We start from the raw sequence: 24831 nt of genomic DNA, 5'->3' as shown, positions 1-24831 counted from the left end.
AGAATACCGCGGTGTATGGCCGCCATACCTGCTGAAACGCGACGTTACTATCTCGGTCGTCCGGATACCACCTCTATAACAATGCTTGCCGGCGGTATCCGTCAGGATGCGATGGATCGAAACCACGTTACCGACGACGATCAGGGTAAAGCAGTAGTTGATTCCATGGGACAAACGATCGGGAGAGTCACGGAGGTCAGATCCGGCACCGCCTACGTGGATGCCGATCCGGGGCTCACCGACACGATCCGCTCGAAGCTCGGCTGGGGCGGTGCCGGAAAGGACGACTATCCGCTCGAAGAGGAGCGAATCCACACCGTCACCGACGACGAGATCCGACTCAAAGACGAGTTCTAACCACCCCGTAGCCGCGGGGAGACCCTTTTTTCCCGTTCGACGAATCAGTGGCCTCACCGGCCGCCCAGCGCGCATCGTGTGTTTACACCGAAGAGCCAAGATTGATACACCCGGCCGTCGCCGATTGTGGCATGACCAGCGTCAAGGAGTTTCGGATCGACCGCGAGCCGACCGCCACCGATCTCGGCGCGGGCCGGTTCGTGTTTACCGACGCCTACTCCGTCTTCGACTGGGGACAGATGCCCGACGCGATCCCCGAAAAGGGGGCCAGCCTCTGTACGATGGGCGCGTTCAACTTCGAACACCTCGCCGACGCCGGCGTGTCGACCCACTACGAGGGTGTTGTTGACGCCGACGGCGAGATCGTTGGGTTGGCCGACTGTGCGGCCCCGCCGACCGAGATGGCGATCCAACTCACGCAGGTGCCCGATCTCCCCTACGACAGCCGGACTGGATACGGCTACGACGCCTACCACGACGCTGTCGGCGACCATTTTTTGATCCCACTGGAGATCGTCTTCCGCAACACCGTCCCGGTCGGCTCCAGCCTCCGCAAACGTGGCGACCCCCGCGAGTACGGCCTCGATACCGACGAGTGGCCCGACGAGAAGGTCGCACTGCCCGACCCGGTCGTCGAGTTTTCGACCAAATACGAGGAGCAGGATCGGTATCTCAGCCGCGCCGAGGCCGCCGACATCGCCGGCGTCGCCGACATCGGTTCCCTCGAATCGATCGCGCTGTCGGTCAACGAGCTGTTGAACGAGCAGGCCGCCGCCGCGGGATTCACCCACGAGGACGGGAAGATCGAGTGTCTCTACGCCGACGGCGAGGTTCGCGTCGCCGACGTGGTGGGCACCTTCGACGAAAACCGGTTTTCGGTCGACGGCCACCAGCTCTCGAAGGAGGTGATCCGGCAGTACTACAAGCGCGAACAGCCGGACTGGGTTGAGGCTGTCGCCGCGGCGAAAAAAAACGTCGCCGACGCCGACGGCGCGGACTGGCGGCCGCTCTGTGAGATCGACCCGATCACGTTGCCCGATTCGGTGCTGACTGCGGTTGCCGACATGTACACGGCCGGAGCCAACGCATACACGGGAGATGAGTGGTTCGACGCGCCGCTGCTGGACGACGCAGTTGAGGCGATAAAAGGGCTGTAGGACTGCGGTTGTCGTCGATCAGTCGTCGGCTGCCTGCGGCGACTCGGTCGGGCCGAGCGGCTCTTTCGGTTTGATCGGTGAGCCCTCCTCAAGTCCTTTCTCGGCGAGGGCCATGCTGCCCATCACCTCGATGATGAGGCGGTTGGCGAGCCCGCTGGTGACGCCGCCGTTGTAGGAGTTGCTGTCGCTGGTGTCGTAGGCCGGCGAGACCTCGACGATATCGAAGCCGAAGTCCTCGGGATCGAGGGCCTTGACGACCTCACGCACCATGTAGATCGCTTCTCGGGGGATCAGTCCACCAGGCTCTGGCTCGCCGGTACCGGGCGCGTAGGCTGGCTCCATCACGTCGACATCGAAGGAGACCCAGACCGCGTCGGTGCCGTCGGTCGCCCGCTGGACGGCGTCGGCGACGATCTCATCGAGATCCATGTTGCCGACCTCCATCGAGGTGTACCATTTCATGTCGGCTTCGCGCATCTCCTCATAGGTGTCCGGGCCGGGCCAGAAGCCACGCGGGCCGATCAGGGTGTAGTTCTCCCCGTCCATGATCCCCTCATCGAAAACTCGCTTGACCCACGCGCCGTGGTCGTACTCGAAGCCGGTCAGCCCCTCGTCGCCGGTGTCGGCATGGCAGTCGAAGTGGATGAGGCCGATGTCGTCGTAATCGTTGGCCTCGGCCCATCCCTTGATGTCGGGGTAGGAGATCGAGTGGTCGCCGCCGATGACGATCGGCGTTGCCTGCTCGCTGATCTCGGCGACGGCATCCTCGATGTTGAGCTGGCTCTGTCGGGTGTCGCCGGGTGAGACCGCCGCATCACCGGTGTCGGCGACGCTGAACGTGTCGAAGGGGTCGACACCGGTTTCGATGTTGAAGTGCTCGTATGGCGGCGAGGGCACCGTTGAGGCCGCGCGCACCGCACGCGGTCCGTAGCGGGTGCCGGGACGGATCGTCGTCGCCGTATCCAGCGGCGCGCCGATGATGCCGATGTCGACGTCCTCCTCGGCCAGCTCGTCGCGGTCAACCTCGGGCAGCTTGAGGAAGGTTGGGATGCCGCTGAAGATGGGCTCGTTTGATTCCTTATACTGATCGCCGTAGATGTCTTCGCCTGATCGGTCGTCTGTCATAGTTGTTGTCTCGTGCAATCCCGAGCCTGCGGTGACTCGTTGTTGCCCACTCCGATGGAGATTCAGATTATACTAAAGCGTTTCTTGGGTGGTATTCAAGCTATCGGGGTGATTAGGTGCAAACTCGAACAGTTTGAGTCACCTTATATTCCTTAATGACCGTTCTGGGTGACGACATCCGGGCTCTCCCGGAAGGCGAGATGCGTTGCCACATCAAGGGTGTCCTCGGTGTGGCGCGCGCTGCGCTCGAAGAGGAGATGACACCGGTGGAGCGCGAGCAGCGGCTCCGGCCGGGCGGCTTCGAGGTGGTCGATGGCAGCCGTTGAGGCCTCGTCGAACCGTCTGAGCCGCTCGCGGGCGGTTGTTACCTGACTGTACTCCGGGTCGATCACGGCGTCTCTGACAGTTTCGGCGGCCGTATCAAGGGCCTCATGTACCGACGTGACTCCTTCGGCGACCTCGTCGTCCAGTGGCTCGGTTATCTCCTCGGCGGCGATGGTGGCGATCTCGTCGGCGATCCCGGCCATCAGGGCGATATCCTGGGCCGCCGAGCGGTAGCCGATCAGCGGGAACCCCGAGCCGACACCGACGGCTTGGTTGAGCTGAGGGTTCCGGTAGGTCGTAAACACGAGCCGCAGAAACAGCGAAAACAGCTTTTCGAGCTGTGGGCTCCGATCCTGCGCCCGGCGGGCCGCCTCGGGGTCGGCCGCCAACAGCGCGTCGACCGCGCTTGAGCGGATCGTTGCCTCGGTACGGCCCAGCCGCCCGAACAGCGTCGGCAGATCAAAGTCGTCGGGATCGACCGAACACCGGATGGTGATGTGGGTTGCCGACTCCTCGACGATCCCCAACCCCATCAGCCGGCGTTCGGCATCGAGAACGGCGTCGTACTGCGCCGCGGTGAGCGCCTCGTCGGCCTCGATCCGGATGAACCCGCGACCGAGCACATACTGGGTGACAACCGCCCGCGAGAGCGCGTCGGCGCTCATCGTGTCGGCGGAGATCGTCGTTTCGGTCTCGGTCAAGGCGGGTTGGGCCGGCGTGACGAGCAGCGAGTTGCCGTTTTCGTCGCGCTGAACGATCAGCTCATCACCCTTCATGAGGTCGTGGCGATGGGCCCACTCGGCCGGCACCGTTACCGCCAATGTTGATGAACCCAACTGCTGGGCTTTCCGGCGGATCTGCCGATCGTCACCTTTCATCTATGGCACCTCAGAAGTTGTGTATACGAAACCATGTGGCTGAAAAAGCAATCGTACTTGTATTGTATAAACGTCAGGGTACTCGGTTCAATAACTATAAGCCAAAATCCGAAAACAGCTGCTGTTACTCCTCGTCCTCGCCGCCGGCGACGATGGTGCGGCGGCCGTCGCGGTCGAGGGTGCGGACGCCGTAGCTGTCCTTCGTGGCGTAGGCGACAGCGACGAAGACAACGAGGCTGACCCCAGCGGCGATAAACGTCGGCAGCCCGTCGAAGGAGGCGGTGAAGATGTCGTTTTCGATGTACAGCAGCGTGTTCTCGTAGGCGTAGGTGGTTGGAACCAGGACGAACAGGACGAGCCGCGTCAGCGAGCCGCCGACCATCGAGGCCAGCGCGGCTGGGGTCGTCGCCATATCCGGCCAGTAGAGTCCCATTACCAGCGGAACGAACGCGCCTGCCAGCATGATGTCGAACGCCAACACGAGCAACATCCCGGTCGCCGAGACCCGAATGGCGAAGAAGATGCCAAGCAGCGTGATCGGAACCGACATCAGCCGGGTGACTGTCAGCAACTTGTCGCTGTCGGTACCGAGCAGTCCGTCGTCGCTGTCGTCGTCGCTCGTGCCGCCGTCGGTGGCGACCGCCTCGCTTTCGTCAACGCGGATGTTGCCGATGTTGCGAGCGATGACCGCCGAGGTGCCAAGGATCGCCCCGTCGCTTGTTGAGAACGAAGCTGCGAGAATGCCGGCGATGACGAGCGCGCCGAGCCACGGCGGCACCGCGTTCTGCAACAGCGTGTAGAGGACGGCTTGTCCGCCGCTTTCGACGCCGAGGGATGCAAGGATCGGGTTCGCCGACAGCGCGACGATCGAAAACGGAATTCCGATGATCAGCGTGCCGGCCGCGCCGATGAAGCAAGCCTTTCGGGCGGTTTCGGGGCTGTCAGCCGCAAACACCCGTTCCATGAAGTCGATGGCGACGATGTCACCCAGCCCGAGGGCGACGATGGTGGCGAGGTTGATGTAGGCACCCTGACTCGGGTCGGTTAGCTGTCCGAGGTTTGTCGGCCCCATCCCCTCGGGGATGGTGAGCCCGTACTGGCTCGTCACGAAGATGATGAGCGCGATCGAGCCGACAAGGGCGACGCCGGCCTGCAGGAAGTCGGTGTAGGCAACCGAAAACAGGCCGCCAGCAACCGTGTACGCCAACACGAGGGCGGCGATGACGAAGACGCCGACCTGGAAGCTCGTGCCGACAAAGATCTCAAAGAGGAAGCCGCCGGCGACGAGGTTCCCCGCCAAGAGGAACGCGTAGGCGACCGACATGATGACGCTGGCGAGGATCTCCGCCGTCCGGCCGTACTTTCGGCGATAGAAGTCCGGCAGCGTCGTGAGATTCATCCGGTTCATCGGCTTGGCGAAAAACAGTCCGGTTAGGAACAGACAGGTCGCCAGTCCGACTGGGAGTGCTGCCCCGGCCCAGAACCCGAAGGACGCGACGAGATCCGTGTTTCCTAATGTCGCATTCGAGTCCAACGATTGGGCCATCAGCGTCGCCGCCGCCAGCGGGAGGATCAGTCCCCGGCCGGCGACGATGTAGTTGACGCTGTCACCTTTCACCTTCCGGGCGACATAGAAGCCGATCCCCAGCATCGTGACGATGATGCCGATGATCCCATAGAGGATGACGCTCATCGAATGCTCACCCCGGTTTCGACGGTGTGTGATACGTGTTTGTCTATTCTCTCTCGCAAGCGGCATTCTTTCGCGTGCATATTATCGACAAAGATGGAGATTCGTTCATCAATAAAAAGCTCTGGCCTGTATTTGTATATTTACTTGTGCACCGCGGGTGTAGGCATGAACTACGCCCATCTGTACCAGTATGTATAAACAGTTTGTACACTCACAACCACGTTTCCGGTCGGTAGTGAGTGCCCAGAATCAACTGCGGTTCCGGTCGGTGGTGAGTGCTCAGAGCCGCGCCAGCCGTCTGCCCGTGTCGGCTTCGACCCGGAGCTCCCGCCACTCAAGGAGGCCGCGTTTGAACCCGCGGTAGCTCAATGCCTCCCCGCGTGGGGCGAAGATGACGAGGGCGAACGGCTCCGGGATCGAGCGTTTGTCGATCCGGGTAAGCCCCGAGATCGACTCCGGGCTGGTGTGGGAGTGATAAAACACGCGTGGCGGCGGTGGCACCCGGTCGTCGACGGTCGTCTCAAACCGGCGTTCCGGGATCGTCGACTCGTTTGCGATCGGGATATGGCGGGTTGCCCGTAGCCGACGCCCCTGTCGTCGACAGCCGAGAAAGCCGCCGGCCTCGTTGGGGTGGTGGGTTGCGACGTGGCTCTCGATGGACGCACGGATCGGCGGCGGGATGACAACTGTCCGGATCGGCCACGGAACCACACCACTGTTTCTCGCCGCTGGGGCACAGTCCTTTCGCCTTGCCGACCCCTCAGTCGTCGGCGATCCCCGGTGTCTCGCTGAGGTCGAGATCGTCGTCGACCGGTTCGGTCGGGTTGGCGTCCTGTGCTGTCGGCGACAGTCCGAGTTGGTAGCTGTCGGGATCGGCCCCATCACGCAGACTCGTCCGGCCACGGTGGACAGCGACCGCGTCGTCGAGGTGGAGTTCGACCGCCTCCAGCAGCGCCTCGGCCTCAAGCGGCTGGCCGCGGGCTTTGATCTCATCGATGAGCGCGTCGTCCGGCACGTCGAAGGCTCGCTGGGTGATGATCGGGCCCTGATCGAGATCGGTCGTCACGTAGTGAGCGGTGACGCCGGCGATGCGGACGCCCTCCTCCTTCGCTTGCCGGTAGGCAGCTGCCCCGGGGAAGGAGGGGAGCAGACTCGGGTGGATGTTGATGATCCGATCCTCATACCGGAAGACGATCTTCGGGCCGAGGATGCGCATGTATCGCGCGAGGACGATCAGATCCACGTCGTGTTCGGCCAGGATATCGAGCATCCGATCCTCGTCGGGTGAGCCCTTGCCGTCGCCGATATCATAGAAGGGGATGTCGGTCGGCTCGACCACCTCCCGGAGGGTTCCGCGGTTGCTGATGACCGCCGAGATCTCAACGTCAAGCTCGCCGCTCTCGGCGGCCTCCATGAGGGCTTCGAGGCAGTGGGATTCCTTGGTGACACAGACGGCGATCCGCCGGGTTTCCCGGTCGCTGGGGAACCGAACCTGGATCTCGACGCCGAGTTCCCGTCCCAGCTCCGAGAGGGCATCGCGGAGGTCATCGCGCTCGCAGGTCATCTCGCCGGTGTCGACACGCATCGACATCCGGAAGAGGCCATCCCGAACGGCCTGATCGAGATCCTCGATGTTGATGCCGCGCTCGAACAGCAGCGTGGTGACCCGGGCGATCAGCCCGGTTTTGTCCCCCCCGATAACGGTGATCTCGGTGAGTTCGGTCGTCATCGCCACACCTCCGTCTGGTCGTTGCGGTGGGTCATGCCCGGGCGAACGCCACCGCCAGTCAAAAGCGTGTTCATCCGGTCTGTGGCCGGCTGTATCGACGCTCCGGGGAACGATTAAGTGGACAGCCGCGGTTGTGATAGCCAGATGGCTGACGATCCCGAAGGGATGCTGTCGTGGGATGAATCCGTGTTCCGCAACGAGCACGTCTTCGAGGTCGACTACCTCCCCGAGACCTTCCATCACCGCGAGAGCCAACTGGAGAGCCTGAAATACGCCCTCCGGCCCGCCGTGCGTGGATCGCGGCCGCTCAATACGATGATCCGTGGCCCGCCGGGCACCGGAAAAACGACCGCCGTCCAGAAGCTCTTCGGCGAGCTCGGCGGCGAAAGCGACATCGAGGTCGTTCGGGTCAACTGCCAGGTCGATTCGACGCGATACGCCGTCTTCTCGCGGCTCTTCGAGGGCGTCTTCGAGTACGAGCCGCCGGCCTCCGGCATCTCCTTCAAGAAGCTCTTCGGCCAGTTAGCTGACCGTCTCGTCGAAGAGGAGACCGTCCTTGTCGTCGCCTTAGACGACATCAACTACCTGTTTTACGAAAACGAGGCCGGCGACACGCTGTACTCGCTGCTGCGGGCCCATGAGGTGCATTCGGGCGCGAAGATCGGCGTTATCGTCGTCTCCTCGGATCTCTCTCTCGATGTCATCGACGACCTCGACGGTCGGGTGCAGAGCGTCTTCCGGCCCGAGGAGATCTACTTCCCTCGGTACTCGACCGATGAGATCGCCTCGATCCTCCGTGAGCGCGTCAAACGCGGCTTCCATGAGGGGGTCATCGGGAGCCCGGAGCTCGATACGATCACCGAGTACACCGCCGACAGCGGCGATCTCCGGGTCGGCATCGATCTGCTGCGCCGGGCCGGTCTCCACGCCGAGATGCGGGCTTCCCGCACTATCACCGACGAGGATATCGAAGCCGCCTACGAGAAATCGAAACACGTCCACCTCTCGCGGTGTCTTGAGGGGCTCTCGGAGTCCGAACGCGCGCTGATCGAGGTACTCGTAGAGCACGACGGCAAGCAGGCCGGCGAGGTCTACGAGGCCTTCAGCGAGGAAACCGGGTTGGGGTACACCCGCTACTCAGAGCTGGTCAACAAACTCGATCAGCTCGGGCTGATCACCGCGACGTATGCCGATGTCGACGGCCGTGGGCGATCCCGGGAGCTCAGTCTTGACTACGAGAGATCGGCCATCGTCGACCGGCTTGAGTGAGCCCGACGCGGTCTTACAGCGATGTCGACTGCCTCCGATAGCTGTTTGTCCCTCCGTGAGACACTCTCGGGCATGAAATCGACTGGCGGGAGCGACGACGCGAAACGACGCGCCGGCGAGGCCGCAGCCGACGCCGTTGACGCCGGCATGGTTATCGGCCTTGGCACCGGCAGCACCACGGCCTACGCGATCGAGGCACTGGGTGAGGCTGTCGACAACGGGCTCGATATCGTCGGCGTCCCGACCTCCTTTGGGGCGCGCCAACGCGCTATCGACTGCGGGATCGACCTCCGTGGGCTCGATGAGGTCGACGGGATCGATCTCGCCATCGACGGCGCGGATCAGCTTGTCCGTGAGACCGGCGTCTGTCTCAAGGGCGGCGGCGCGGCTCACAGCCGCGAAAAGCTTGTCGCCAGCGCGGCCGCCGAACTTCACCTCGTTGTCGACGACACAAAGCTCACCGACACACTTGATCAGCCGGTACCGCTTGAGGTGCTGCCGGACGCCCACACCGTCGTTGCCGACGCCGTTCGATCGCTTGAGGGGGAGCCAACGCTCCGTGCGGCGGCCAACAAGGATGGCCCGGTCGTCACCGACAACGGGAATCTTGTCTGCGATGCCGATTTCGGTCGGCTCGACGATCCGGCCTTGCTGGCGAAACGGCTGTCGGCGATCCCCGGCGTCGTCGAACACGGTCTGTTTGTCGACTACACGACCGCTGTCTCGGTCGGCCGCTCCGATGATGTCTCGACGACGACGTACTGACGCCTGGGAGATGTGACCTCGGTGTCGACTCTGGGCTGGTGATGTGACCTCGGTGTCGACTCTGGGCTGGCGATGTGACTCCTCGGTCGTGAAAAAAGCAGGAACAACAGACGCCGACTTAGAGGTCGCGCGGCTGCACCGTCTTCCGATCGTTATCCTCGGCGCGTCGGGCTGCGTCTTCGAGCAGCTCCTCGACTTCCGCGTCGAGTGCGTCGTAGAAATCCGAAGCTACGTTCTTGTCGCTCAGGGCCTCTTTGACCGCTGCTTTGACGATAAGATCTGCCATGCAGTCGCTCGTACCCAAGCCTCCATAATAAGGATTACCATGTCCCGACGCACATCTCCGCGGATCCGGTCGGCTTGAGTGCTGTGTGCACCGAATCGCCGACCCATCGATCTCCGGAGACGGTGGGTTTATATACGCCGCGAACAGCACAGCCGTGACAGCAACCGATGGCTCCCGCTCTCGACAGCGTTCCCCATCGACCATCCCACTGTGCATGACCACTCCTGACGCTGACCACTATGTCTACATCGTTCAGTGTGCCGACGACAGCTACTACACCGGGTACACAACCGACCCACAACGCCGGCTCGCCGAGCACAACGCCGGCGAGGGAGCCAAATACACTCGCGGCCGAACGCCGGTCGAACCCGTCTACCTCGCCGCCTTCGACTCCCAATCCGCCGCGATGAGCCGCGAATACGAGCTCAAACAGCGCCGCCGAAGCGAAAAGGAACAGCTCATCGCCGACGCCGACGAGCCATCGTGGCCGGATGACGGCAGCGATGCGGGCGACGCGTAATCGGTCGCCTTCGGCGGTGTGACAACGTCTCTCGCGGGTTGCGCGCCGAAGTGGAAACGCTTTACCCCGCGCCACGGGATCGGTTCGGTATGAAGGTACTCGTCACGGATCCGATCGATGACGCGGGGCTTGATCGGCTGCGTGAGGCCGGCCATGAGGTGCAGACCGAGTATGAAATCGACGGCGACGACCTGCTTGCCGCGGTCGCCGACGCCAACGCATTGATCGTCCGCTCGGGCACCGACGTGAACGAGGCGGTTTTTGAGGCCGCTGAGGATCTCGTCATCGTCGGTCGCGCTGGGATCGGCGTCGACAACATCGACATCGAGGCCGCCACCGACCACGGCGTCATCGTCGCCAACGCGCCACAGGGCAACGTCCGTGCGGCGGCCGAACACACCGTCGCCATGGCGTTTGCCGCCGCTCGCTGGATCCCGCAGGCTCACACCCGGCTCAAAGCCGGCGAGTGGGCGAAATCCGACTATCTCGGCCGCGAAGTCAACAACAAGACGCTCGGCATCGTCGGCCTCGGCCGCGTCGGCCAGGAGGTCGCCAAACGCCTCGACAGCCTCGGCATGGATCTCGTTGTCTTCGATCCCTACATCTCCGAGGAACGGGCCGCCCAGTTCGGCGCGGAGCTCATCGACGACCTCGATGAGTGTCTCGAACTCGCCGACTTCGTCACGATTCATACGCCGCTACTCCCCGAGACGGAGAACATGATCGGCAGCGACGAGCTGGAGCTGCTCGACGACGGGTTCCTCATCAACTGCGCTCGCGGTGGGATCGTCGACGAGGCCGCCCTCGCTGAGGCCGTCGACAACGGCCCGATGGCCGGTGCCGCCCTCGATGTGTTCGCCGAGGAACCGATCAGCGAGGACTCGCCGCTGCTCGATGTCGATGAGATCGTCGTCACCCCACATCTCGGCGCGTCGACCGAGGCCGCCCAGGAAAACGTTGCCGTCGACACCGCCGACCAAGTGATCGCCGCGTTCAACGACGAACCCGTCCTCAACGCTTTGAACGCGCCGTCGGTCGACGAGACCGCCTTCCCGCGGATCAAGCCCTACCTCGGCCTTGCGGAAACCGCCGGCAAGATCGCCGCCAATCTGCTCGGCGAGCGTATCGAATCGGTTGAAGTCCATTATGAGGGCGATATCGCCGGGGAGGATGTCGACCTCGTCACCGCCAGCGCGCTGAAGGGTGTCTTCACGCCGCTGGAGTGGCAGGTCAACGCGGTCAACGCCCCACAGCTCGCCGAGGATCGCGGGATCGATGTCACCGAATCAAAGACCCGACAGACCGACGACTTCCAGAGCCTTGTCAGCGTCACCGTCGAAGATGGCGACAAGGAACTGACCGTCTCAGGGACGCTGTTTGCGGGTGACGATCCACGGATCGTCCGTATCGATGGCTACCGCGTCGACGCCATCCCGTCGGGGCATATGGTCGTCGCACGCAACAAGGACGCCCCCGGCGTGATCGGCTTTATCGGCAGCGTCCTCGGCGACAACGATATCAACATTGCCGGCATGTTCAACGCCCGCGAGACCATCGGCGGCGAGGCCCTGACCGTCTACAATCTGGATGTTGATGTTCCCGAGGATGTCGTTGCACAGCTGCTCGCCGACGACCGCATCACTGATATTACGGCGATCACGTTGGACGACGAGTAGCTGAGCGCGTTGTCATCGGTTGGCACTATTTTTGAACGGACGATAGAGCAGCACAGTAGTCATAGCAGTGTTGCCACCAACCGGGCTTGTTGGATCGATTAAAAATAGTGGAAAATGAAGCGCGACAGCCGGCTTAGAGGATGTAGCTCGCGCCGCTATCGATGTTACGCGGTGTTTTCAGCTCTTTGTAGGTCTGTCCACCAGCAGGCGACTGGATGATGAGCTGAACGGTTTCAGACTCGTTAAGCGGTTGAATTCCGCTTTCTGCCTCAAGATCGATTCCCACGATCAGGAGATCTTCCTGGTCTTTGAGAACCGACTCGCCGTCATCTAAGCCCTGCTGCTGGTAGTGTGAGATTGTACCACTGTTCACCACTTCATTCCCATTCACCACAGTCGCATTGCCTGTGGGGCTGGAAATCGTGTATGATGCCTGACTCACGTTCACCGGATCTGAACCTGACGCGAGTCGAACCGACGCGTTCAGATCCGTGATCGCGCTGTTTCCGTTCTTATCGTAGCCGACTACTTCACCGATCTGGACGACATCGCTCACTTCGCTAGTCGTCTCCTCGCCTGTTTGTTGTGCCTGTGCTTGCAGGAGGCCAGCGGTATTGATAAGCACACCCGCAGCGATTGCTGCGACGAGCACCATCGCGATGAACACGATGAGTGTACCTATCCCTACCTGACCTCGATCGTCAGTGTCGAACATGGGATTAGCACGCCTGCCCGGAATAGGTCAGACGCTATCGAAACAAGACAGAGGATAGGTATATATGTAACTCAGAAAATTTCAAAATTGATAACCACGGTCAGTTGTTTCTCGTATGATGGATAAACTAGTCTGTTACGAGGAGGCGTATACGGCGTTGCCACTCTCTATGATTGATGTCAGGAAATAAAAACCGATGTAAAAGGTCGACAGCCGACTTAGAGGATGTAGCTCGAGTCTGTGTCGATGTTACGTGGTGTTTTCAGCTCCTTGTAGGTCTGTCCACCAGCGGGTGACTGGATAATGAGCTGAACGGTTTCAGATTCGTCAAGTGGGTTGACACCGTTCTCGTTGGCGAGGTCGATCCCAACGATGAGGAGGTCTTCCTGATCTTTGAGAACCGACGTACCATCTTCCAAGCCCTGCTGCTGGTAATGGGTAATCGTCCCACTGTTTGCGTTCGGGTTCCCGTTGACCACAGTCGCATTGCCTGTGGGACTGGAGATCGTGTACGATGCCTGGCTCACATTCACCGGATCAGAACCGGATGCCAGTCGAAGCGATGCATTCAGCACGTCGATATCACTGTTTGAATTGTTGTCGATCCCGACTACTTCGCCGATCTGGACGACATCGCTCACTTCGCTAGTCGTCTCCTCACCGGTTGCCTGTGCCTGTGCTTGCAGGAGGCCAGCGGTATTGATAAGCACACCCGCAGCGATTGCTGCGACGAGCACCATCGCGATGAACACGATAAGTGTGCCTATCCCTACCTGACCTCGATCGTCAGTGTCGAACATGGGATTAGTACGCCTGCCCGGAATAGGTCAGACGCTACCGGAACAAGATAGAGGATAGGTATATACCTATCCCGCGAGTTTTCAGAATTGATATTCAAACGGATAGAAAACATACACAAAGAGCCACTGAGACGGTTGGTACGAGATCTCGAATTCAAAAATGATCCTGAAGCAACAAATCAAAAACACGTCGTCGACGGGCCGGTACTGTCCCCGTCAGGCGTCGTCCGATCGGAGTCGGCGATAGGCGAGATAAGCGAGGCCAATTCCACCACCGATCAGTGCCGGAACTCCTGGTGAGTCAGCCGCCGCTGAGATTTTTTGTGCGATCCCCCCGAGTGTCCCCGTCTCTCCGTCGTTGATATGTTCCAAGACAGCTTCGGTGTCGTTGGGCACCGGTTCGGGGTCGCCGCCGGCCTCGAAGGCGGCATCGGGATCTTTCAACAGGTGGCCGGTCGTGAGACAGACGACTGATTCATCCGCGCTGATCTCCCCGTTTGCTCGGAGCTTGCGAAGCCCCGCAAGCGAGGCGGCCGAGGCGGGTTCGACGCCGATCCCCGATGTGGCAAGGTCGCGCTGTGCATCGGTGATCTCATCGTCGCTGACGGCGACGGCGGTGCCGCCGGTGTTGTAGATCCCCGGCAGGGCTTTCGGCGCGTTGACCGGGTTGCCGATGCGGATCGCCGTAGCACGGGTCTCCACATCGTCCCATCGCCGCACCTCATCCCGGCCGTTCTGGACGGCTTCGACCATCGGGGCCGCGCCCTCGGCTTGGACGCCGGTCAGCGTCGGCACCTCACTCTCGTCGAGCGCGCCGCTTGCGACGAGTTCGCGGAACGCCTTGTAGAGGGCGGCGGTGTTGCCCGCGTTACCGACCGGCAGCACGATCCGGTCGGGGTACTCGCCGTAGTCCTCGTAATGTTCTTCGAGGATCTCGAAGCCGATTGTCTTCTGGCCCTCCAGTCGGAAAGGGTTCAGTGAATTCAGGAGGTAGACCTCACCGAGGCCGGCAAGCTCTTGGACGATGTCGAGACAGCTGTCGAAGTTGCCGTCGACTTCGAGGATACGCGCGCCGTGCAGGCTGGCTTGGGCGATCTTCCCGGCAGCGACCTTGCCCGAGGGCAACAAGACGAGCGTTTCCATTCCGCCGCGGGCGCCGTAGGCCGCGAGTGCCGCGCTGGTGTTGCCGGTCGAAGCGCAGGCGAGTCGGCCGACGCCGAGCTCCTTGGCGACAGCGACGCCGACGGTCATCCCGCGATCCTTGAACGCGCCGGTTGGGTTCATCCCCTCGTGTTTGATCCGGAGGCTGTCGACGCCGATCTCCTCGCGGAGTCGCGGCACCTCATGCAGCGGCGTGTCGCCTTCCGGCAGCGTAACGCCTTCCTCGAACGGGAGGGCTGCATTGTATCGCCAGACACCACTCCCCTCGAACTCCTCGAAGGTCGGCGGGTTGGCGTACCGAACCTCCAGGAGGCCATCGCAGTCGGCGCAGGTGTAATGGATCTCGTCGAACGGCGCAAACTGCTCGCCGCACTCGATACATTCCAACCAGACCCCGTCGTCGGCACACGCCGGCTCCGATCCCGGCGGCGCGGACAGCTCAAGACTCATTACGTTTGGTTGGTCGTGGCGCGGTAAAAAGCCGGTCGGTTACGATTCGGCGGCCGCCCCAAACTGATCGATCTCGTCGTGGACAGACTCAACCCACTCATCGAGGGCCCCATGCAGCATCGCTCTGGCCTCCTCAATATCGACGGCGGTGTACTGATAGACGTAGCCACCCGAATCCAGGAGTCGACGCTCCCGCTCAAGCAGCCCCTTCTGCTGGAGGGTCGACAGCGATCGGTTCACGTTGCTTCGATCCCGGTCGAGCACCCCGGCGAGCTCCTCGACGGTACTGCCCGGATGGTCATGCAAGGCGAGATACGTTCGGCGTTCGTGATCCCGGATCCCGAAGACACACGAGAGGAGATGGGCAAAATCCAGATCGCTGTCCTCAGCGAGTTCTTCGGATGCCGATGAGTGGCTCATACCGGTAGTAGCCGGCAGGGGCCGATAAAACTACGCCGACTCCTCGGGTGGTGCGGCGTAGCCGAGCTCTTCGATACACCCTCGCATCGCGGCTTCGTCGCTGTGTTTGTGGAGCCGTGTCGGCGTCTCACAGTAGTAGGTCTCCCCATCGTACCGGAGGGTGATCTCGTGGGGGCTGCCGAGCATCTCGACGGTAACCCGGAGTCGTTGACCCTGCTGGAGCTCTCTGATGATCGCGTCGGCGGACAGTTCGCCGGCTTCCAAATTGTGGGTCGCTGTCATTGTCCTGTATTTTGACTCAGTCGCTTGGGTTGTTCTCGCTCAGTTCGTCGTCGATTGGGTGTCGTCGCTCGGCGGTTCCGGGGCTTCGACCCCTTCGGCCGCCTCGGCGATGTCGGTATCCTTCTCGGTCGTGACATGCCAGCGGTCGATCGTATCCTCGTACTCGCCGAGCCGCTCGGAGACCGCCGCTTTCAACTCGTCGTCGTTGATGTTGACCTCGAAGACGAACCGCTCGTCGTCGTCACCGCGGCCCTGTTGTTGGATGTTCGCGCTGACGAGCTCGTTGTCGAAGTAGTACGGCGACAGCTGTGTCATGACGTTTCGGTAGACCGTGTTCTCGACGGTGCGGAGTGCCTTCCGTCCGACCGAGTCGGCCGCCCGCGTCACGTAGCCGATCGAATCCTGCCAGTTCTCGACGGCCCCTTCGTCATCGCCGTTTTCCATCTTCTTGTACGATTCCGAGAGCTTCTCGCCGGCCTTTTTCACGTCGTCGCTGGCAGCCTGTCCGGCCTTCTCGCCTTCGCCCTCGGCGACGCTGGCCTGGTCGGCGGTCTTCTCGTTGACATCCGTGCTGAGCCGCTCGTGGGCTTTCGGCCGCCACTCGTCCCACTCGGTGAAGGCCTCCGGAATCGACGCGGCGGCGTCCTCGATATCCTCCTGGCGGAGGGCCTGGGTGATGCGCTCGCCGTGTTCGACCACGTCGTCCCACGCGCCGTGGATCTTGAACCCCGAGATGCTCTCTTCCATTCTGCTACGCCATACTAATGCCGTCCCGGTACATAAACGTCGCTACCGCCGCGTGGTACTGTCCAGATAAGGTCGACTGGATCGAGACCACCTCGAAAGCCCCCGGCGGCTCGGCTTCCGGGACTCGCTGCGCTCCTCGTTCGCTTCGCTCACTGTGGTGCTTACGTCGTCCGGGTACGCCGAGCCGCCGGCCCCTTTCAGTCCCACCCGCGTTGGCGAGCCAAACAGCCGCAGTCGGGCGGGACTGAAAGGGGCGACGCGCTGGCGGAAGGCGGGCGACGCAAGCACTGCAGGGCCGCAGGCCCGAAGCGCGCAGCGAGCGCGTGGTCGACCGTAGGGAGACCACGGTCGCTCGAACGGCGACCGAAGGGAGCCGTGAGAGCCCCTCGACGCCAGCGCGTCGGGGCTTTGGAGATGGTTTCGGTTTCTCTGGATTATCTGAACACGACCGCCGCGTGCCAGCGGGGACGTTTTAGTATCGCCGTCCCTCCTGCTCACATATGCCAATCGAACAGCGCGACGATGCCTTTCTGATCACCCACGCGCTTGCGAAGGATACGCTGTCGACGCTGCGGTCGGTCGACACCGAGCAGGTCGCCTTCCGGGAGGGGCTGATCGAACTCGGCCGGGTCTGTGGCTACGAGATCATCGACGGCGCGATGGACACCGAGTTTGTTCCGATCCGGACGCCGCTGGCCGACACCACCGGCGAGCGCGTCACCGGGCTTGAGGATGTCGTCATCGTCACTGTTCTCCGGGCGGCGACACCCTTTGTCGAGGGGCTGATGAAGGCGTTTCCGCAGGCCAGACAGGGTGTGATCTCCGCGAGCCGCGACGAGGAGGCGGGGATGAACGACGACGGGGAGTTCCCGATCTCGGTTGACTACGTCAAACTCCCCGAGATCACGGCCGACGATACGGTCATCGTCGCCGACCCGATGTTGGCGACGGGGTCGACGATGTGTGCCGTCCTCGATCACGTGATCGACGCCGCTGACGGCTTTGAGGATCTGATCGCGCTGTCGGCGGTGTCGGCTCCCGAAGGGGTGTTGCGCGTGAGTGAGACGGTGCCCGAAGCCGACGTGTTGACGGTCGCCATCGACGATGAACTCGACGAGGACGGATTTATCGTTCCCGGCCTCGGCGACGCCGGAGATCGAGCGTTTGGGACGGTCTAACCCATTCCAGGCGGAGTCGAACAGCCGACGTGGACACAGCCGGTCGCTATCCTACCGAAGCGTGGTTCCTTGGTGGCAACGGGATTTCATTATCCCGCGTGTCAATATAACTGACATGTTTCGCACACTGTTGACCGCCATCTGCGCTCTCGAAGCTGTCGCCCCGACCACCCTGATCAACGTTGCCGAGCGGTTCGCACTCGCTAACCCCGACGACTGCGAGCAGCGGGCGTGGGTGACACCTGGTGCCCGACTCGAAGGACTCGGCTTTATCGGCCTGATGTGGTGGAGCGACGGGTCGTACTCGATGTTCAAGAAGTTCGTCGGCGTCGTCGGCTCTCTCGCGTTTCTCTTCCCGCGTGCGTACGTTGACTACGGGTCGAAGCTGGCCTACACCGGCGAGTCTGCCCCCGAGTGGCGACCGTGGGTGTACACGTGGACGCGGATCGTCGCGCTGGGGTACGTCCTCGTCGGGCTCAAAGAGTGGCGACGCGAATCGTAGGCTGTCTCACCGGGCTTCGATGTCGACACGCCCGCTCGTCGCGTCTCGCAGTCGCTCCCGGAGCGCGTTGGCCTCGGCGACTGGGACGCGAACGACGAACTCGACCGCGGCCTCGTAACTCGCATCGAACTCGACATCCTCGGATTCCAGAATCCCTCGCACCGTTCCCGAATCGTTGTAGTCGACAGCCACTTCGAACTGCTCGTGGGGGACATCCTCAACGACGCCGGTCGCGTCGACGGCCTCCTTGACCCCCCGCGAATACGCCCGCGCCAGCCCGCCGACGCCGAGGTTCGTCCCGCCGTAGTACCGGACGACCGCAGCGACGACATTGCGAATATCCTGCTGGACGAGAACGTTGAGCGCGGGTTTGCCGGACGATCCGCTGGGTTCGCCGTCGTCGCTACACCACTCCCGCAGCATCACCGATCCCGGCTGGTCGGCCGAGGCGGTGCCGGCCGGGACGCGGTAGGCCGGCACAACATGCGTTGCCTCCGGATGTTCGGTTTCGACCTCTTCGATGACTGCCTCGGCGGCTTCGACCGTATCGGCGGGGGCAACGTAGCCGATGAACTCCGAGCCGCTAACCTCGAAGCTGGCCTCCGCGCGCTCGGCGACCGTCCGAAAGGACTCGGGCACACGAGCCGGTTGGCCGCCGTCCGGTTTAAGCGATACTGGTCAGTCGCTGCTGGCGTCGTTGTCGCTATCGCTGTCAGCGGCGTCGGCTGCTGCCAACCCAAATCGGTCGGGATGATGGAAATAGTAGAGGCCGGCGAAGGCAACAACGCCGACAGCTTCGACCACCACTGCCGCCAGCGCGAGTGGCTCGGTCGCCAACGCGTCGGCCGTGGCTCCACCGTGATACAACGGATAGCTGACGAGTAGCGCGGCAAGCGTACCGCCACCAAGCGTGCTGAGTCGGCGGTAGCGATAGCCACGAAAGACGGCGACCGCAACCGCGATCAGGAGGACGGCGGCGGGCACAAAGAGAAACGGCCGGCTGTCGGCGACCGACTCGGCGAGCATTGCGGGCGACAGCCGCGGGATCGCCCACAGCAGGTGGAGTGCGGCCGTCAGCAACGCCGCCTGCACTGCGACGATCCGAACCGCGCGCTCGACACGCTCCATCTCAGAACTCGACCCGCCGGACGAAGGGGAGGTCGCGGATCGCCACCAGCACGTCGCCGGGGATCGATTCGTCGGTGATGATGTAGAGCTTCGGCTCGTCGGTGAACTCCGGATCCTCGCTGATGACCTGCCGGATCGAGATGTCGGCGTCGGCGATCCGGTCGGTGACCGCGGCGACGATGCCGGACTCGTCGGCCGCGGCGACCTCGACTGTCAGGACGGTCAGATCGAGCACGGGCGCGAGATCCCGCAAACTCGGGATCGCGCCGATGTTTTCGAAGATGCGCTGGAGTTCGGGGTCATCGCGGATCGCGTCGGTCGTCGAGTCGACGACCCGGCGGTCGACATCGATCTCGCGGGCAATTTCGGTAAAGGGGATCTCGATGCCGCCGGAGACGACGCGGCCAGACTCGTTGACCGAAAACCCGCGTTCGAGGAGCAGCCGGATCACCGCCTGCTGGCTCGGGCTACCCTCGAACTTCTCCATGATCTCATCGAACATCGCCCTACAGCTGGCCCTTCGTACTCGGCGCGTCGCTCCGGCGGTCGTCGATCCGGGTCGCATCGTCGAGCGCGCGCGCGAAGGCTTTGAACAGGGCTTCGACCTCGTGGTGAGCGTTCTCGCCGTCGACGCCCGCGTGGACGGTCAGCCCGGCGTTCATCGCCACCGACTCGATGAAGTGTCGCGCCATATCGCTGGTAAAGTCGCCGATCGCGGCCTGGGAGAACTCGCCGTCGAAGACGAAATAGGGCCGACCGCTCACGTCGACGACGACCGAGGCGAGTGCCTCATCCAGCGGCACCCGGCGGTCGGCATACCGGACGATCCCCCGGCGGTCACCGAGTGCCTCGTCGATGGCTTCCCCGAGGGTGATCGCCACGTCCTCGACGGTGTGGTGGTCGTCGACCGCGAGGTCGCCCTCGCAGTGTACCGTGAGATCGAGGAGGCCGTGGGTCGCCAGCGCGGTCAGCATGTGGTCGAAAAACCCGATCCCGGTGTCGACTTCGCTGTCGCCGTCGCCATCGAGATCGAGGGTGAGATCGATGGTTGTCTCGCCGGTTTCGCGGCTGACCGCGGCGGCCCGCGAACCCGCGTCGGTCGCTGAGGAATCGCTCATAGTTGTGTTCAGAGCGCGGGGGCCTATGGTGGTTTCCCTCGGCGACGAAGTAGTATGTTGATGAATGGATAGTTTCGACCACAACTTCGAAAGCCCCGACGCGCTGGCGTCGGGGGGCTCTCACGGCTCCCGTTGGTCGCCGTTCGAGCGACCGTGGTCTCCCTCCGGTCGACCACGCGCTCGCTGCGCGCTTCGGGCCTCACGGCCCTGCAGTGCTTGCGTCGCCCGCCTTCCGCCAGCGCGTCGCCCCTTTCAGTCCCACCCGCGTCGGCTGGTTGGCTATCTTTTGATGAGAGGGGAGACGACTGCAACGCACGAGTCTATATCGCAGGATTACTCGCCGACCGCGGCCATCGCTGCTTCGAGCGTGAACTCGCCCTCGTAGAGTGCGGTGCCGACGACGACCGCAGCCGCACCCGCCTCGCGGAGCGCGCGGATATCCTCGATGGTCGCCACGCCGCCGCTGGCGACGACCGGGATCTCGACGGCCCCACAGACCCGCCCGACGAGATCGGTGTTGACGCCGGCAAGCTGGCCCTCAACGTCGACATCAGTGAGGAGGATCGCGCCCGCGCCCAGTTCCTCGTAGCGACCGGCCGCCTCGGCCGGGTCGAGCCCGGTGCTTTCGGTCCACCCCGAGACGACGACCTCGCCGCCTTTCGCGTCGAGGCTGACTATCACCGAGCCGGGCTTGTGATCCGAAATGTCGGCGACGATCTCGGGGGTTTCGACAGCGGCGGTACCCAGAATGACGCGATCGACACCAAGATCGAGCAGGTCGACGGCGTCGTCGACGGTTCGGATTCCGCCGCCGATCTGGAGGTCGACCGATGCGGTCTCGATGATCGATTCGAAGGCGTCGGCGTTGACGCGCTCGCCCTCGAAGGCACCGTCGAGATCAACGAGATGCAGCGTCGACGCCCCGTGATCGACCCACTGTTTTGCGGCGTCGACGGGATCGCCGTACCGTGTTTCGGTGCCGCGCTCACCGGCGACGAGCTGGACGACCTCGCCATCCTGTACGTCGACCGCTGGGATCACCTCGAATTCCGGAAACGCCTCAGACATACGACCGGCTTCGGCGGCCGGCTGATAAAACGCGTCGGTCGCTGATTCGGATTACAGCTGGATCTGCAGGAGGCTGCTGACGACCTCTCGGGTGAAGATCGCCACGCCGGCTCCGAGCCACGTCAACAACACGAAGTGGACGTAGGCGGTCGCCTTGTTACCGCCGTCGATCGTCCGGATCATCAGCGACGACAGCGCGGCGTTGAACAGCACGACCAACAACAGCAGATACTCGATGACGGGGACGTTGTACGCCTGGGTATAGATGAGCTGGCCGAACTCCGCCTGATCCAGCGTGAGCTCCCCGGAGAACTCCCCGAGGATGTTGGCGACCTCAAGGCCGATGAAGAAGGCGAAGACGGCCGCCGCCGAGATCCCGTACAGCAGCCCGATCAGCGTCACCGTCTCCTGGCGTCGCTGCTCGCGGAGCTGATTGATCGTGTTCATGTTCTGGCTGATGAGCTCACCCAACACCTGTGGGGTACCACCCATCTGGCGACCGACGAGATACATCTCGCTGTATTTCTGGATCAGATACGATTTGGCCTCCAGCGAGAAATCGCCCCACGCGTTCTCCGGGCTGAGCCGCATGCTGAGCCGCCGGTACAGTCGGTTGATGACCGGGCTGAGCCCGCCGAAGTCCTTCTGACGAAGCGTTGTCAACACCTCGACGGTTGTCGCCTGCTGGGCGGTCTCGGCCGTTCCAAGCGACCGCATGAAGTTCGGAAACTGCTCGTCGCGTTCCTTGATCCGCTCTTCTTCCATCCGCATGACGATCCCGGTGATCAGCAGTGGTGTCACGGGGATCGAGACATACAGCGGCAGCGGGACATCCTCGATAAAGAAGAGCACACCGTCGATCCCAGGGCCGATCCCAAGGAAGCCAAGCCCCATGAAGAAGATGATGCCAAGCGAGCCGAGGCTGCCGATGAAGATCGCCGCCCACAGCTCCTTGTCCTCGACAAATCGGGGCTGGGGGAAGTACCAGACCGGATCGTAGGGGGCGATGTTGCGGATGACGAAGAAGAACGCCACCTGCACGAGGAAGAACAGCCCGATGACAGCCGAGACGGTCACCGTCGGGTTGACGCCTGTCAGGATCGGCAGGACGATCGCAAACACCAGCCCGAACGTCATCGAGAGGATCATCGAGATGTAGAGATCCTCCATCACTTCGAGGTTCGCTAGCTGGCCCTCGTAGATCGTCTGGTAGTTCTCGATGATGAAATCCTGCTCGTCGAGCATGAAATCCTTGAGCTCCTCGCCGGCCTCAAGGGTGAACGCCAGTCGCTCGTAGAGATCCGACATCACCTCGCTCGGCACCTCCTTCGCTCGGCGGCGACAGGCGTCGTCAATGCTCTGGTTCCAGGTGTCGACGAGGCCGACAACCCGGCCCAACTCATCGGCGAGCGCGCCGTACTCCTCCTCGGATGCCAGCCGACGGAACACCTCGACACGGTCGATGTTGGTTGTCGCCAACACCGTCATATGTGTCATCGCCAGATGGAACTTGTCCTCGATCTCGGTGCGCTTCTGGGTGACGTAGAGCTTCGGGTACAACAAGCCGGTGACCCACACCAACAATCCGAGCAGCGGGATCGGGATCTTTGCGGTCACCGGGATCTGGAGGACGATCGCGGCGGCGATCGACAACAGAAAGACGCTGAACGTTGGCAGAAAGATCAGCAGCATATACCGCCGCCGGGACATGTCCAGCCGGCCGTAGGAGGCTAAGACATCCGAGACAAACGCCAACAGTGAGTTCAGCCGGTCGCCGGAGCCTTCCTGTGTCGCCATCGACGCCACCTACTTGATATCCGGCGCCGATGCCATCGTAAACGGGAGCCCTTCGGAACCGTCACGCTGGAACGATGCGATCGCGTCGTTGACCTCGTGGTAGCCGAGAATCCCCTCCTGGATCATCCGCTCGACGACCTCCGCGCGGTGATCGAGTGTCTCGTAGATCTGTCGCGTATCGGCGTACCCCAGCAGCGGTGCGATCTGTTCTTCCAGCACATAGGAGTTGTTCATCCCCTTGAATGTGTGTTCGTCCTCGACGGGATCCCACTCGAAGACCTGCCGGGTGACGACCCCGCCCATCTCCTTGGAGTAGCCCTCGATCTCCTGGACGCTTGTCACCCGGCGCAACACGTCGTCGCCCTGTTTGACACGGTTTTGGAACAGGGCCACGTCGGCGATCCCCATGAACGTCTCGGGGACGTTGATCGGCTCGGAGGTAAACCGCTGGATCATCGTGACGATGTCGGAGGCGTGGAACGTCAGCATGACCGGGTGGCCGGTCTGGGCGGCCTGGAACGCCATGCGCCCCTCGGCCCCACGAACCTCGCCGACGATAATGTAGTCAGGCCGGGAACGCAGCGCGGAGGCGACGAGATCGAACATGTCGACCTCGTTTTCCTCGTTGCCCATCCCCTCCCGGGTGAGCAGCTGCTGCCACGTGTCGTGGGGTGGGATGACCTCGGCGGTGTCCTCGGCGGTGTAGATCTTTGAATCCCGCGGGATAAACGAGAAGGAGGCGTTGAGCGTCGTCGTTTTTCCGGAGGCTGTCTCGCCGACAACGAAGACGGTCTGTTCGTTTTCCAGACAGATCCAGAGGTATGCCGCCATCAGCGGCGACAGCGTTCCCCAGTTGGTGATCTGGTTGATCGACAGCGGGATCTCGTCTTGTTGTCGGATCGTCAGCGATGGGCCCTTCAGCGACACATCCTCGGAGTAGATGATGTTGATACGGGAGCCATCCGGCATCGTCGAGTCGACGATCGGATTCGAATCCGAGATCGGATCGCCCATCCGCTCACCCATGTTTTTCAGCCAGTTGTCGAACTCCTGGGAGGTGCCGAAATCGACCGTCGTCGGCAACATCCCAAACGTCGCGTGGTCGACGTGGGTCTCATGGGCTCCGATGACGTGGATATCCTCGTTTTGATCGTCGCGCATGATCGGCTCCAACGGCCCGAAGCCGACGATATCGCGGTTGAGCCGGTAGCGGATGCTGTCGTAGGTGTTTTGGTCGACTTTGACCTTCCCGAAGTTCCAGAGCTGTTTGACCCGCTCGTAAAACGACATATCGCCGTCGGTGACGTAGGTCGTCTCTTCGAGCAGCTCCTCGATGAGGTCGTCGTAGCCGGCGTCGTCGTCCGGTGACTCCTTGTGACCGCTCATCGACAGCAGCCTTCGTTTGACCTTCTGGAGGGTGACCGTCTCATCCTCCGACAGCGTCGGCTCGATGGTGTAGTATTTTGTTTTCTGTCCAAGGTCGCCGTAAACGTGGCAGTACACCGCGCCGCCGACCGGATAGATGACGTTCGGGCGGTCGGTCTCGTAATCATCGGGATCCTCCACCAACATCGGGAACTCCCCGGCGATCTGCTTGAACTTCTGGAGGTGTTCCCGCAGGTGGGGCCGCCGGTTGGCAACCTGTCTGAGCTCGTCGGATGGTGTTGGCGTCCCCTGATCGGTCAT

The 24831-nt window shown here is 62.5% G+C and carries 27 protein-coding genes; 8 read left to right on the top strand and 19 right to left on the bottom strand.

What is annotated here, in order from left to right:
• Nucleotides 1–111: 111 nt before the first annotated feature.
• On the top strand, nucleotides 112–357 hold the full coding sequence (locus tag EWF95_RS08430) for a PRC-barrel domain containing protein (protein ID WP_142443926.1): 246 nt from the start codon (nucleotides 112–114) through the stop codon (nucleotides 355–357).
• A 131-nt stretch (nucleotides 358–488) separates the two neighbouring features.
• Complete coding sequence (locus tag EWF95_RS08425; protein ID WP_142443620.1) at nucleotides 489–1514, top strand: phosphoribosylaminoimidazolesuccinocarboxamide synthase; 1026 nt, start codon at nucleotides 489–491, stop codon at nucleotides 1512–1514.
• Between the two features lie 18 nt (nucleotides 1515–1532).
• Here the strand turns inward: EWF95_RS08425 and EWF95_RS08420 are convergent, their stop codons facing one another.
• The 5 genes from EWF95_RS08420 to EWF95_RS08400 form a co-directional block, all read right to left on the bottom strand.
• Nucleotides 1533–2639 (bottom strand): agmatinase family protein, encoded by a 1107-nt coding sequence (locus tag EWF95_RS08420; RefSeq protein ID WP_142443619.1) that lies wholly within the window; start codon nucleotides 2637–2639, stop codon nucleotides 1533–1535.
• Between the two features lie 152 nt (nucleotides 2640–2791).
• Nucleotides 2792–3841 (bottom strand): AbrB/MazE/SpoVT family DNA-binding domain-containing protein, encoded by a 1050-nt coding sequence (locus EWF95_RS08415; RefSeq protein ID WP_142443618.1) that lies wholly within the window; start codon nucleotides 3839–3841, stop codon nucleotides 2792–2794.
• Nucleotides 3842–3965: 124 nt separating this feature from the next.
• A complete protein-coding gene (locus EWF95_RS08410) occupies nucleotides 3966–5534 on the bottom strand; it encodes a sodium:solute symporter family protein (protein ID WP_142443617.1) in 1569 nt (522 codons plus the stop codon).
• Nucleotides 5535–5813: 279 nt separating this feature from the next.
• On the bottom strand, nucleotides 5814–6245 hold the full coding sequence (locus tag EWF95_RS08405) for a hypothetical protein (protein WP_142443616.1): 432 nt from the start codon (nucleotides 6243–6245) through the stop codon (nucleotides 5814–5816).
• Nucleotides 6246–6294: 49 nt separating this feature from the next.
• On the bottom strand, nucleotides 6295–7263 hold the full coding sequence (locus EWF95_RS08400) for a formyltetrahydrofolate deformylase (RefSeq protein ID WP_142443615.1): 969 nt from the start codon (nucleotides 7261–7263) through the stop codon (nucleotides 6295–6297).
• 144 nt (nucleotides 7264–7407) lie between these two features.
• Here EWF95_RS08400 and EWF95_RS08395 point away from each other — a divergent pair, with 144 nt between their 5' ends.
• A complete protein-coding gene (locus EWF95_RS08395) occupies nucleotides 7408–8532 on the top strand; it encodes an ORC1-type DNA replication protein (protein WP_142443614.1) in 1125 nt (374 codons plus the stop codon).
• Between the two features lie 72 nt (nucleotides 8533–8604).
• Nucleotides 8605–9297, top strand: a complete 693-nt coding sequence (gene rpiA / locus EWF95_RS08390; protein WP_142443613.1) for a ribose-5-phosphate isomerase RpiA — start codon at nucleotides 8605–8607, stop codon at nucleotides 9295–9297.
• A 118-nt stretch (nucleotides 9298–9415) separates the two neighbouring features.
• Here the strand turns inward: rpiA and EWF95_RS08385 are convergent, their stop codons facing one another.
• Nucleotides 9416–9583, bottom strand: a complete 168-nt coding sequence (locus EWF95_RS08385) for a DUF1931 family protein (RefSeq protein WP_021041298.1) — start codon at nucleotides 9581–9583, stop codon at nucleotides 9416–9418.
• A gap of 214 nt (nucleotides 9584–9797) precedes the next feature.
• Here EWF95_RS08385 and EWF95_RS08380 point away from each other — a divergent pair, with 214 nt between their 5' ends.
• Entirely contained in the window at nucleotides 9798–10103 is a 306-nt protein-coding gene (locus EWF95_RS08380) for a GIY-YIG nuclease family protein (RefSeq protein ID WP_142443612.1), read from the top strand.
• Between the two features lie 89 nt (nucleotides 10104–10192).
• Nucleotides 10193–11779 (top strand): phosphoglycerate dehydrogenase, encoded by a 1587-nt coding sequence (gene serA, locus EWF95_RS08375; protein WP_142443611.1) that lies wholly within the window; start codon nucleotides 10193–10195, stop codon nucleotides 11777–11779.
• 133 nt (nucleotides 11780–11912) lie between these two features.
• On the opposite strand, the gene EWF95_RS08370 is transcribed toward serA, so the two are convergent.
• The 6 genes from EWF95_RS08370 to EWF95_RS08345 form a co-directional block, all read right to left on the bottom strand.
• Nucleotides 11913–12494 carry an archaellin/type IV pilin N-terminal domain-containing protein gene (locus EWF95_RS08370; protein ID WP_142443610.1) on the bottom strand — a complete coding sequence of 194 codons (582 nt, stop codon included), beginning with the start codon at nucleotides 12492–12494 and terminating at the stop codon, nucleotides 11913–11915.
• Nucleotides 12495–12712: 218 nt separating this feature from the next.
• Nucleotides 12713–13294: an archaellin/type IV pilin N-terminal domain-containing protein gene (locus EWF95_RS08365; protein ID WP_142443609.1), complete on the bottom strand. Its 582-nt coding sequence runs from the start codon at nucleotides 13292–13294 to the stop codon at nucleotides 12713–12715.
• Nucleotides 13295–13510: 216 nt separating this feature from the next.
• Nucleotides 13511–14905: a threonine synthase gene (gene thrC / locus EWF95_RS08360; protein ID WP_142443608.1), complete on the bottom strand. Its 1395-nt coding sequence runs from the start codon at nucleotides 14903–14905 to the stop codon at nucleotides 13511–13513.
• A 39-nt stretch (nucleotides 14906–14944) separates the two neighbouring features.
• Entirely contained in the window at nucleotides 14945–15325 is a 381-nt protein-coding gene (locus EWF95_RS08355; protein ID WP_142443607.1) for a helix-turn-helix domain-containing protein, read from the bottom strand.
• Nucleotides 15326–15355: 30 nt separating this feature from the next.
• Nucleotides 15356–15607, bottom strand: a complete 252-nt coding sequence (locus tag EWF95_RS08350; RefSeq protein ID WP_142443606.1) for a hypothetical protein — start codon at nucleotides 15605–15607, stop codon at nucleotides 15356–15358.
• A gap of 39 nt (nucleotides 15608–15646) precedes the next feature.
• Nucleotides 15647–16354 carry a DUF5828 family protein gene (locus EWF95_RS08345; protein ID WP_142443605.1) on the bottom strand — a complete coding sequence of 236 codons (708 nt, stop codon included), beginning with the start codon at nucleotides 16352–16354 and terminating at the stop codon, nucleotides 15647–15649.
• 500 nt (nucleotides 16355–16854) lie between these two features.
• On the opposite strand from EWF95_RS08345, the gene upp reads away from it, so the two are divergent.
• Both upp and EWF95_RS08335 read left to right on the top strand, forming a co-directional pair.
• Nucleotides 16855–17532 (top strand): uracil phosphoribosyltransferase, encoded by a 678-nt coding sequence (gene upp / locus EWF95_RS08340; RefSeq protein WP_142443604.1) that lies wholly within the window; start codon nucleotides 16855–16857, stop codon nucleotides 17530–17532.
• A gap of 115 nt (nucleotides 17533–17647) precedes the next feature.
• A complete protein-coding gene (locus EWF95_RS08335) occupies nucleotides 17648–18034 on the top strand; it encodes a hypothetical protein (RefSeq protein WP_142443603.1) in 387 nt (128 codons plus the stop codon).
• 6 nt (nucleotides 18035–18040) lie between these two features.
• Here EWF95_RS08335 and EWF95_RS08330 read toward each other — a convergent pair whose 3' ends face one another.
• The 7 genes from EWF95_RS08330 to EWF95_RS08300 all read right to left on the bottom strand — a co-directional run bounded on the left by EWF95_RS08330 (nucleotide 18041) and on the right by EWF95_RS08300 (nucleotide 24831).
• Complete coding sequence (locus tag EWF95_RS08330; RefSeq protein ID WP_142443602.1) at nucleotides 18041–18673, bottom strand: IMPACT family protein; 633 nt, start codon at nucleotides 18671–18673, stop codon at nucleotides 18041–18043.
• Between the two features lie 39 nt (nucleotides 18674–18712).
• The gene (locus EWF95_RS08325) at nucleotides 18713–19162 is read right to left on the bottom strand and encodes a hypothetical protein (RefSeq protein ID WP_142443601.1); all 450 of its coding nucleotides are present in this window, start codon (nucleotides 19160–19162) and stop codon (nucleotides 18713–18715) included.
• A 1-nt stretch (nucleotide 19163) separates the two neighbouring features.
• Nucleotides 19164–19664: an amino acid-binding protein gene (locus tag EWF95_RS08320; protein ID WP_142443600.1), complete on the bottom strand. Its 501-nt coding sequence runs from the start codon at nucleotides 19662–19664 to the stop codon at nucleotides 19164–19166.
• 4 nt (nucleotides 19665–19668) lie between these two features.
• Nucleotides 19669–20280, bottom strand: a complete 612-nt coding sequence (gene hisB, locus EWF95_RS08315; protein WP_142443599.1) for an imidazoleglycerol-phosphate dehydratase HisB — start codon at nucleotides 20278–20280, stop codon at nucleotides 19669–19671.
• A 333-nt stretch (nucleotides 20281–20613) separates the two neighbouring features.
• The gene (hisA, locus tag EWF95_RS08310; protein WP_142443598.1) at nucleotides 20614–21348 is read right to left on the bottom strand and encodes a 1-(5-phosphoribosyl)-5-[(5-phosphoribosylamino)methylideneamino]imidazole-4-carboxamide isomerase; all 735 of its coding nucleotides are present in this window, start codon (nucleotides 21346–21348) and stop codon (nucleotides 20614–20616) included.
• Between the two features lie 51 nt (nucleotides 21349–21399).
• Nucleotides 21400–23145, bottom strand: coding sequence for an archaellar assembly protein FlaJ (gene flaJ / locus EWF95_RS08305; RefSeq protein ID WP_142443597.1), 1746 nt, complete (start codon nucleotides 23143–23145; stop codon nucleotides 21400–21402).
• A gap of 9 nt (nucleotides 23146–23154) precedes the next feature.
• Nucleotides 23155–24831, bottom strand: a complete 1677-nt coding sequence (locus EWF95_RS08300) for a type II/IV secretion system ATPase subunit (RefSeq protein WP_142443596.1) — start codon at nucleotides 24829–24831, stop codon at nucleotides 23155–23157.

The organism is Halonotius roseus (assembly GCF_006861655.1).
GTDB lineage: Archaea > Halobacteriota > Halobacteria > Halobacteriales > Haloferacaceae > Halonotius > Halonotius roseus.
This window is presented reverse-complemented; position numbering and strand designations above follow the sequence as displayed.

Excerpts from the sequence above, each read along its gene's own strand:
- EWF95_RS08430 (WP_142443926.1), top strand. The coding sequence starts at position 112 with ATGGATCGAAACCACGTTACCGACGACGATCAGGGTAAAGCAGTAGTT.
- EWF95_RS08425 (WP_142443620.1), top strand. The coding sequence starts at position 489 with ATGACCAGCGTCAAGGAGTTTCGGATCGACCGCGAGCCGACCGCCACC.
- EWF95_RS08420 (WP_142443619.1), bottom strand. The coding sequence starts at position 2,639 with ATGACAGACGACCGATCAGGCGAAGACATCTACGGCGATCAGTATAAG.
- EWF95_RS08415 (WP_142443618.1), bottom strand. The coding sequence starts at position 3,841 with ATGAAAGGTGACGATCGGCAGATCCGCCGGAAAGCCCAGCAGTTGGGT.
- EWF95_RS08410 (WP_142443617.1), bottom strand. The coding sequence starts at position 5,534 with ATGAGCGTCATCCTCTATGGGATCATCGGCATCATCGTCACGATGCTG.
- EWF95_RS08400 (WP_142443615.1), bottom strand. The coding sequence starts at position 7,263 with ATGACGACCGAACTCACCGAGATCACCGTTATCGGGGGGGACAAAACC.
- EWF95_RS08395 (WP_142443614.1), top strand. The coding sequence starts at position 7,408 with ATGGCTGACGATCCCGAAGGGATGCTGTCGTGGGATGAATCCGTGTTC.
- rpiA (WP_142443613.1), top strand. The coding sequence starts at position 8,605 with ATGAAATCGACTGGCGGGAGCGACGACGCGAAACGACGCGCCGGCGAG.
- EWF95_RS08385 (WP_021041298.1), bottom strand. The coding sequence starts at position 9,583 with ATGGCAGATCTTATCGTCAAAGCAGCGGTCAAAGAGGCCCTGAGCGAC.
- EWF95_RS08380 (WP_142443612.1), top strand. The coding sequence starts at position 9,798 with ATGACCACTCCTGACGCTGACCACTATGTCTACATCGTTCAGTGTGCC.
- serA (WP_142443611.1), top strand. The coding sequence starts at position 10,193 with ATGAAGGTACTCGTCACGGATCCGATCGATGACGCGGGGCTTGATCGG.
- EWF95_RS08370 (WP_142443610.1), bottom strand. The coding sequence starts at position 12,494 with ATGTTCGACACTGACGATCGAGGTCAGGTAGGGATAGGTACACTCATC.
- EWF95_RS08365 (WP_142443609.1), bottom strand. The coding sequence starts at position 13,294 with ATGTTCGACACTGACGATCGAGGTCAGGTAGGGATAGGCACACTTATC.
- thrC (WP_142443608.1), bottom strand. The coding sequence starts at position 14,905 with ATGAGTCTTGAGCTGTCCGCGCCGCCGGGATCGGAGCCGGCGTGTGCC.
- EWF95_RS08355 (WP_142443607.1), bottom strand. The coding sequence starts at position 15,325 with ATGAGCCACTCATCGGCATCCGAAGAACTCGCTGAGGACAGCGATCTG.
- EWF95_RS08350 (WP_142443606.1), bottom strand. The coding sequence starts at position 15,607 with ATGACAGCGACCCACAATTTGGAAGCCGGCGAACTGTCCGCCGACGCG.
- EWF95_RS08345 (WP_142443605.1), bottom strand. The coding sequence starts at position 16,354 with ATGGAAGAGAGCATCTCGGGGTTCAAGATCCACGGCGCGTGGGACGAC.
- upp (WP_142443604.1), top strand. The coding sequence starts at position 16,855 with ATGCCAATCGAACAGCGCGACGATGCCTTTCTGATCACCCACGCGCTT.
- EWF95_RS08335 (WP_142443603.1), top strand. The coding sequence starts at position 17,648 with ATGTTTCGCACACTGTTGACCGCCATCTGCGCTCTCGAAGCTGTCGCC.
- EWF95_RS08325 (WP_142443601.1), bottom strand. The coding sequence starts at position 19,162 with ATGGAGCGTGTCGAGCGCGCGGTTCGGATCGTCGCAGTGCAGGCGGCG.
- EWF95_RS08320 (WP_142443600.1), bottom strand. The coding sequence starts at position 19,664 with ATGTTCGATGAGATCATGGAGAAGTTCGAGGGTAGCCCGAGCCAGCAG.
- hisB (WP_142443599.1), bottom strand. The coding sequence starts at position 20,280 with ATGAGCGATTCCTCAGCGACCGACGCGGGTTCGCGGGCCGCCGCGGTC.
- hisA (WP_142443598.1), bottom strand. The coding sequence starts at position 21,348 with ATGTCTGAGGCGTTTCCGGAATTCGAGGTGATCCCAGCGGTCGACGTA.
- flaJ (WP_142443597.1), bottom strand. The coding sequence starts at position 23,145 with ATGGCGACACAGGAAGGCTCCGGCGACCGGCTGAACTCACTGTTGGCG.
- EWF95_RS08300 (WP_142443596.1), bottom strand. The coding sequence starts at position 24,831 with ATGACCGATCAGGGGACGCCAACACCATCCGACGAGCTCAGACAGGTT.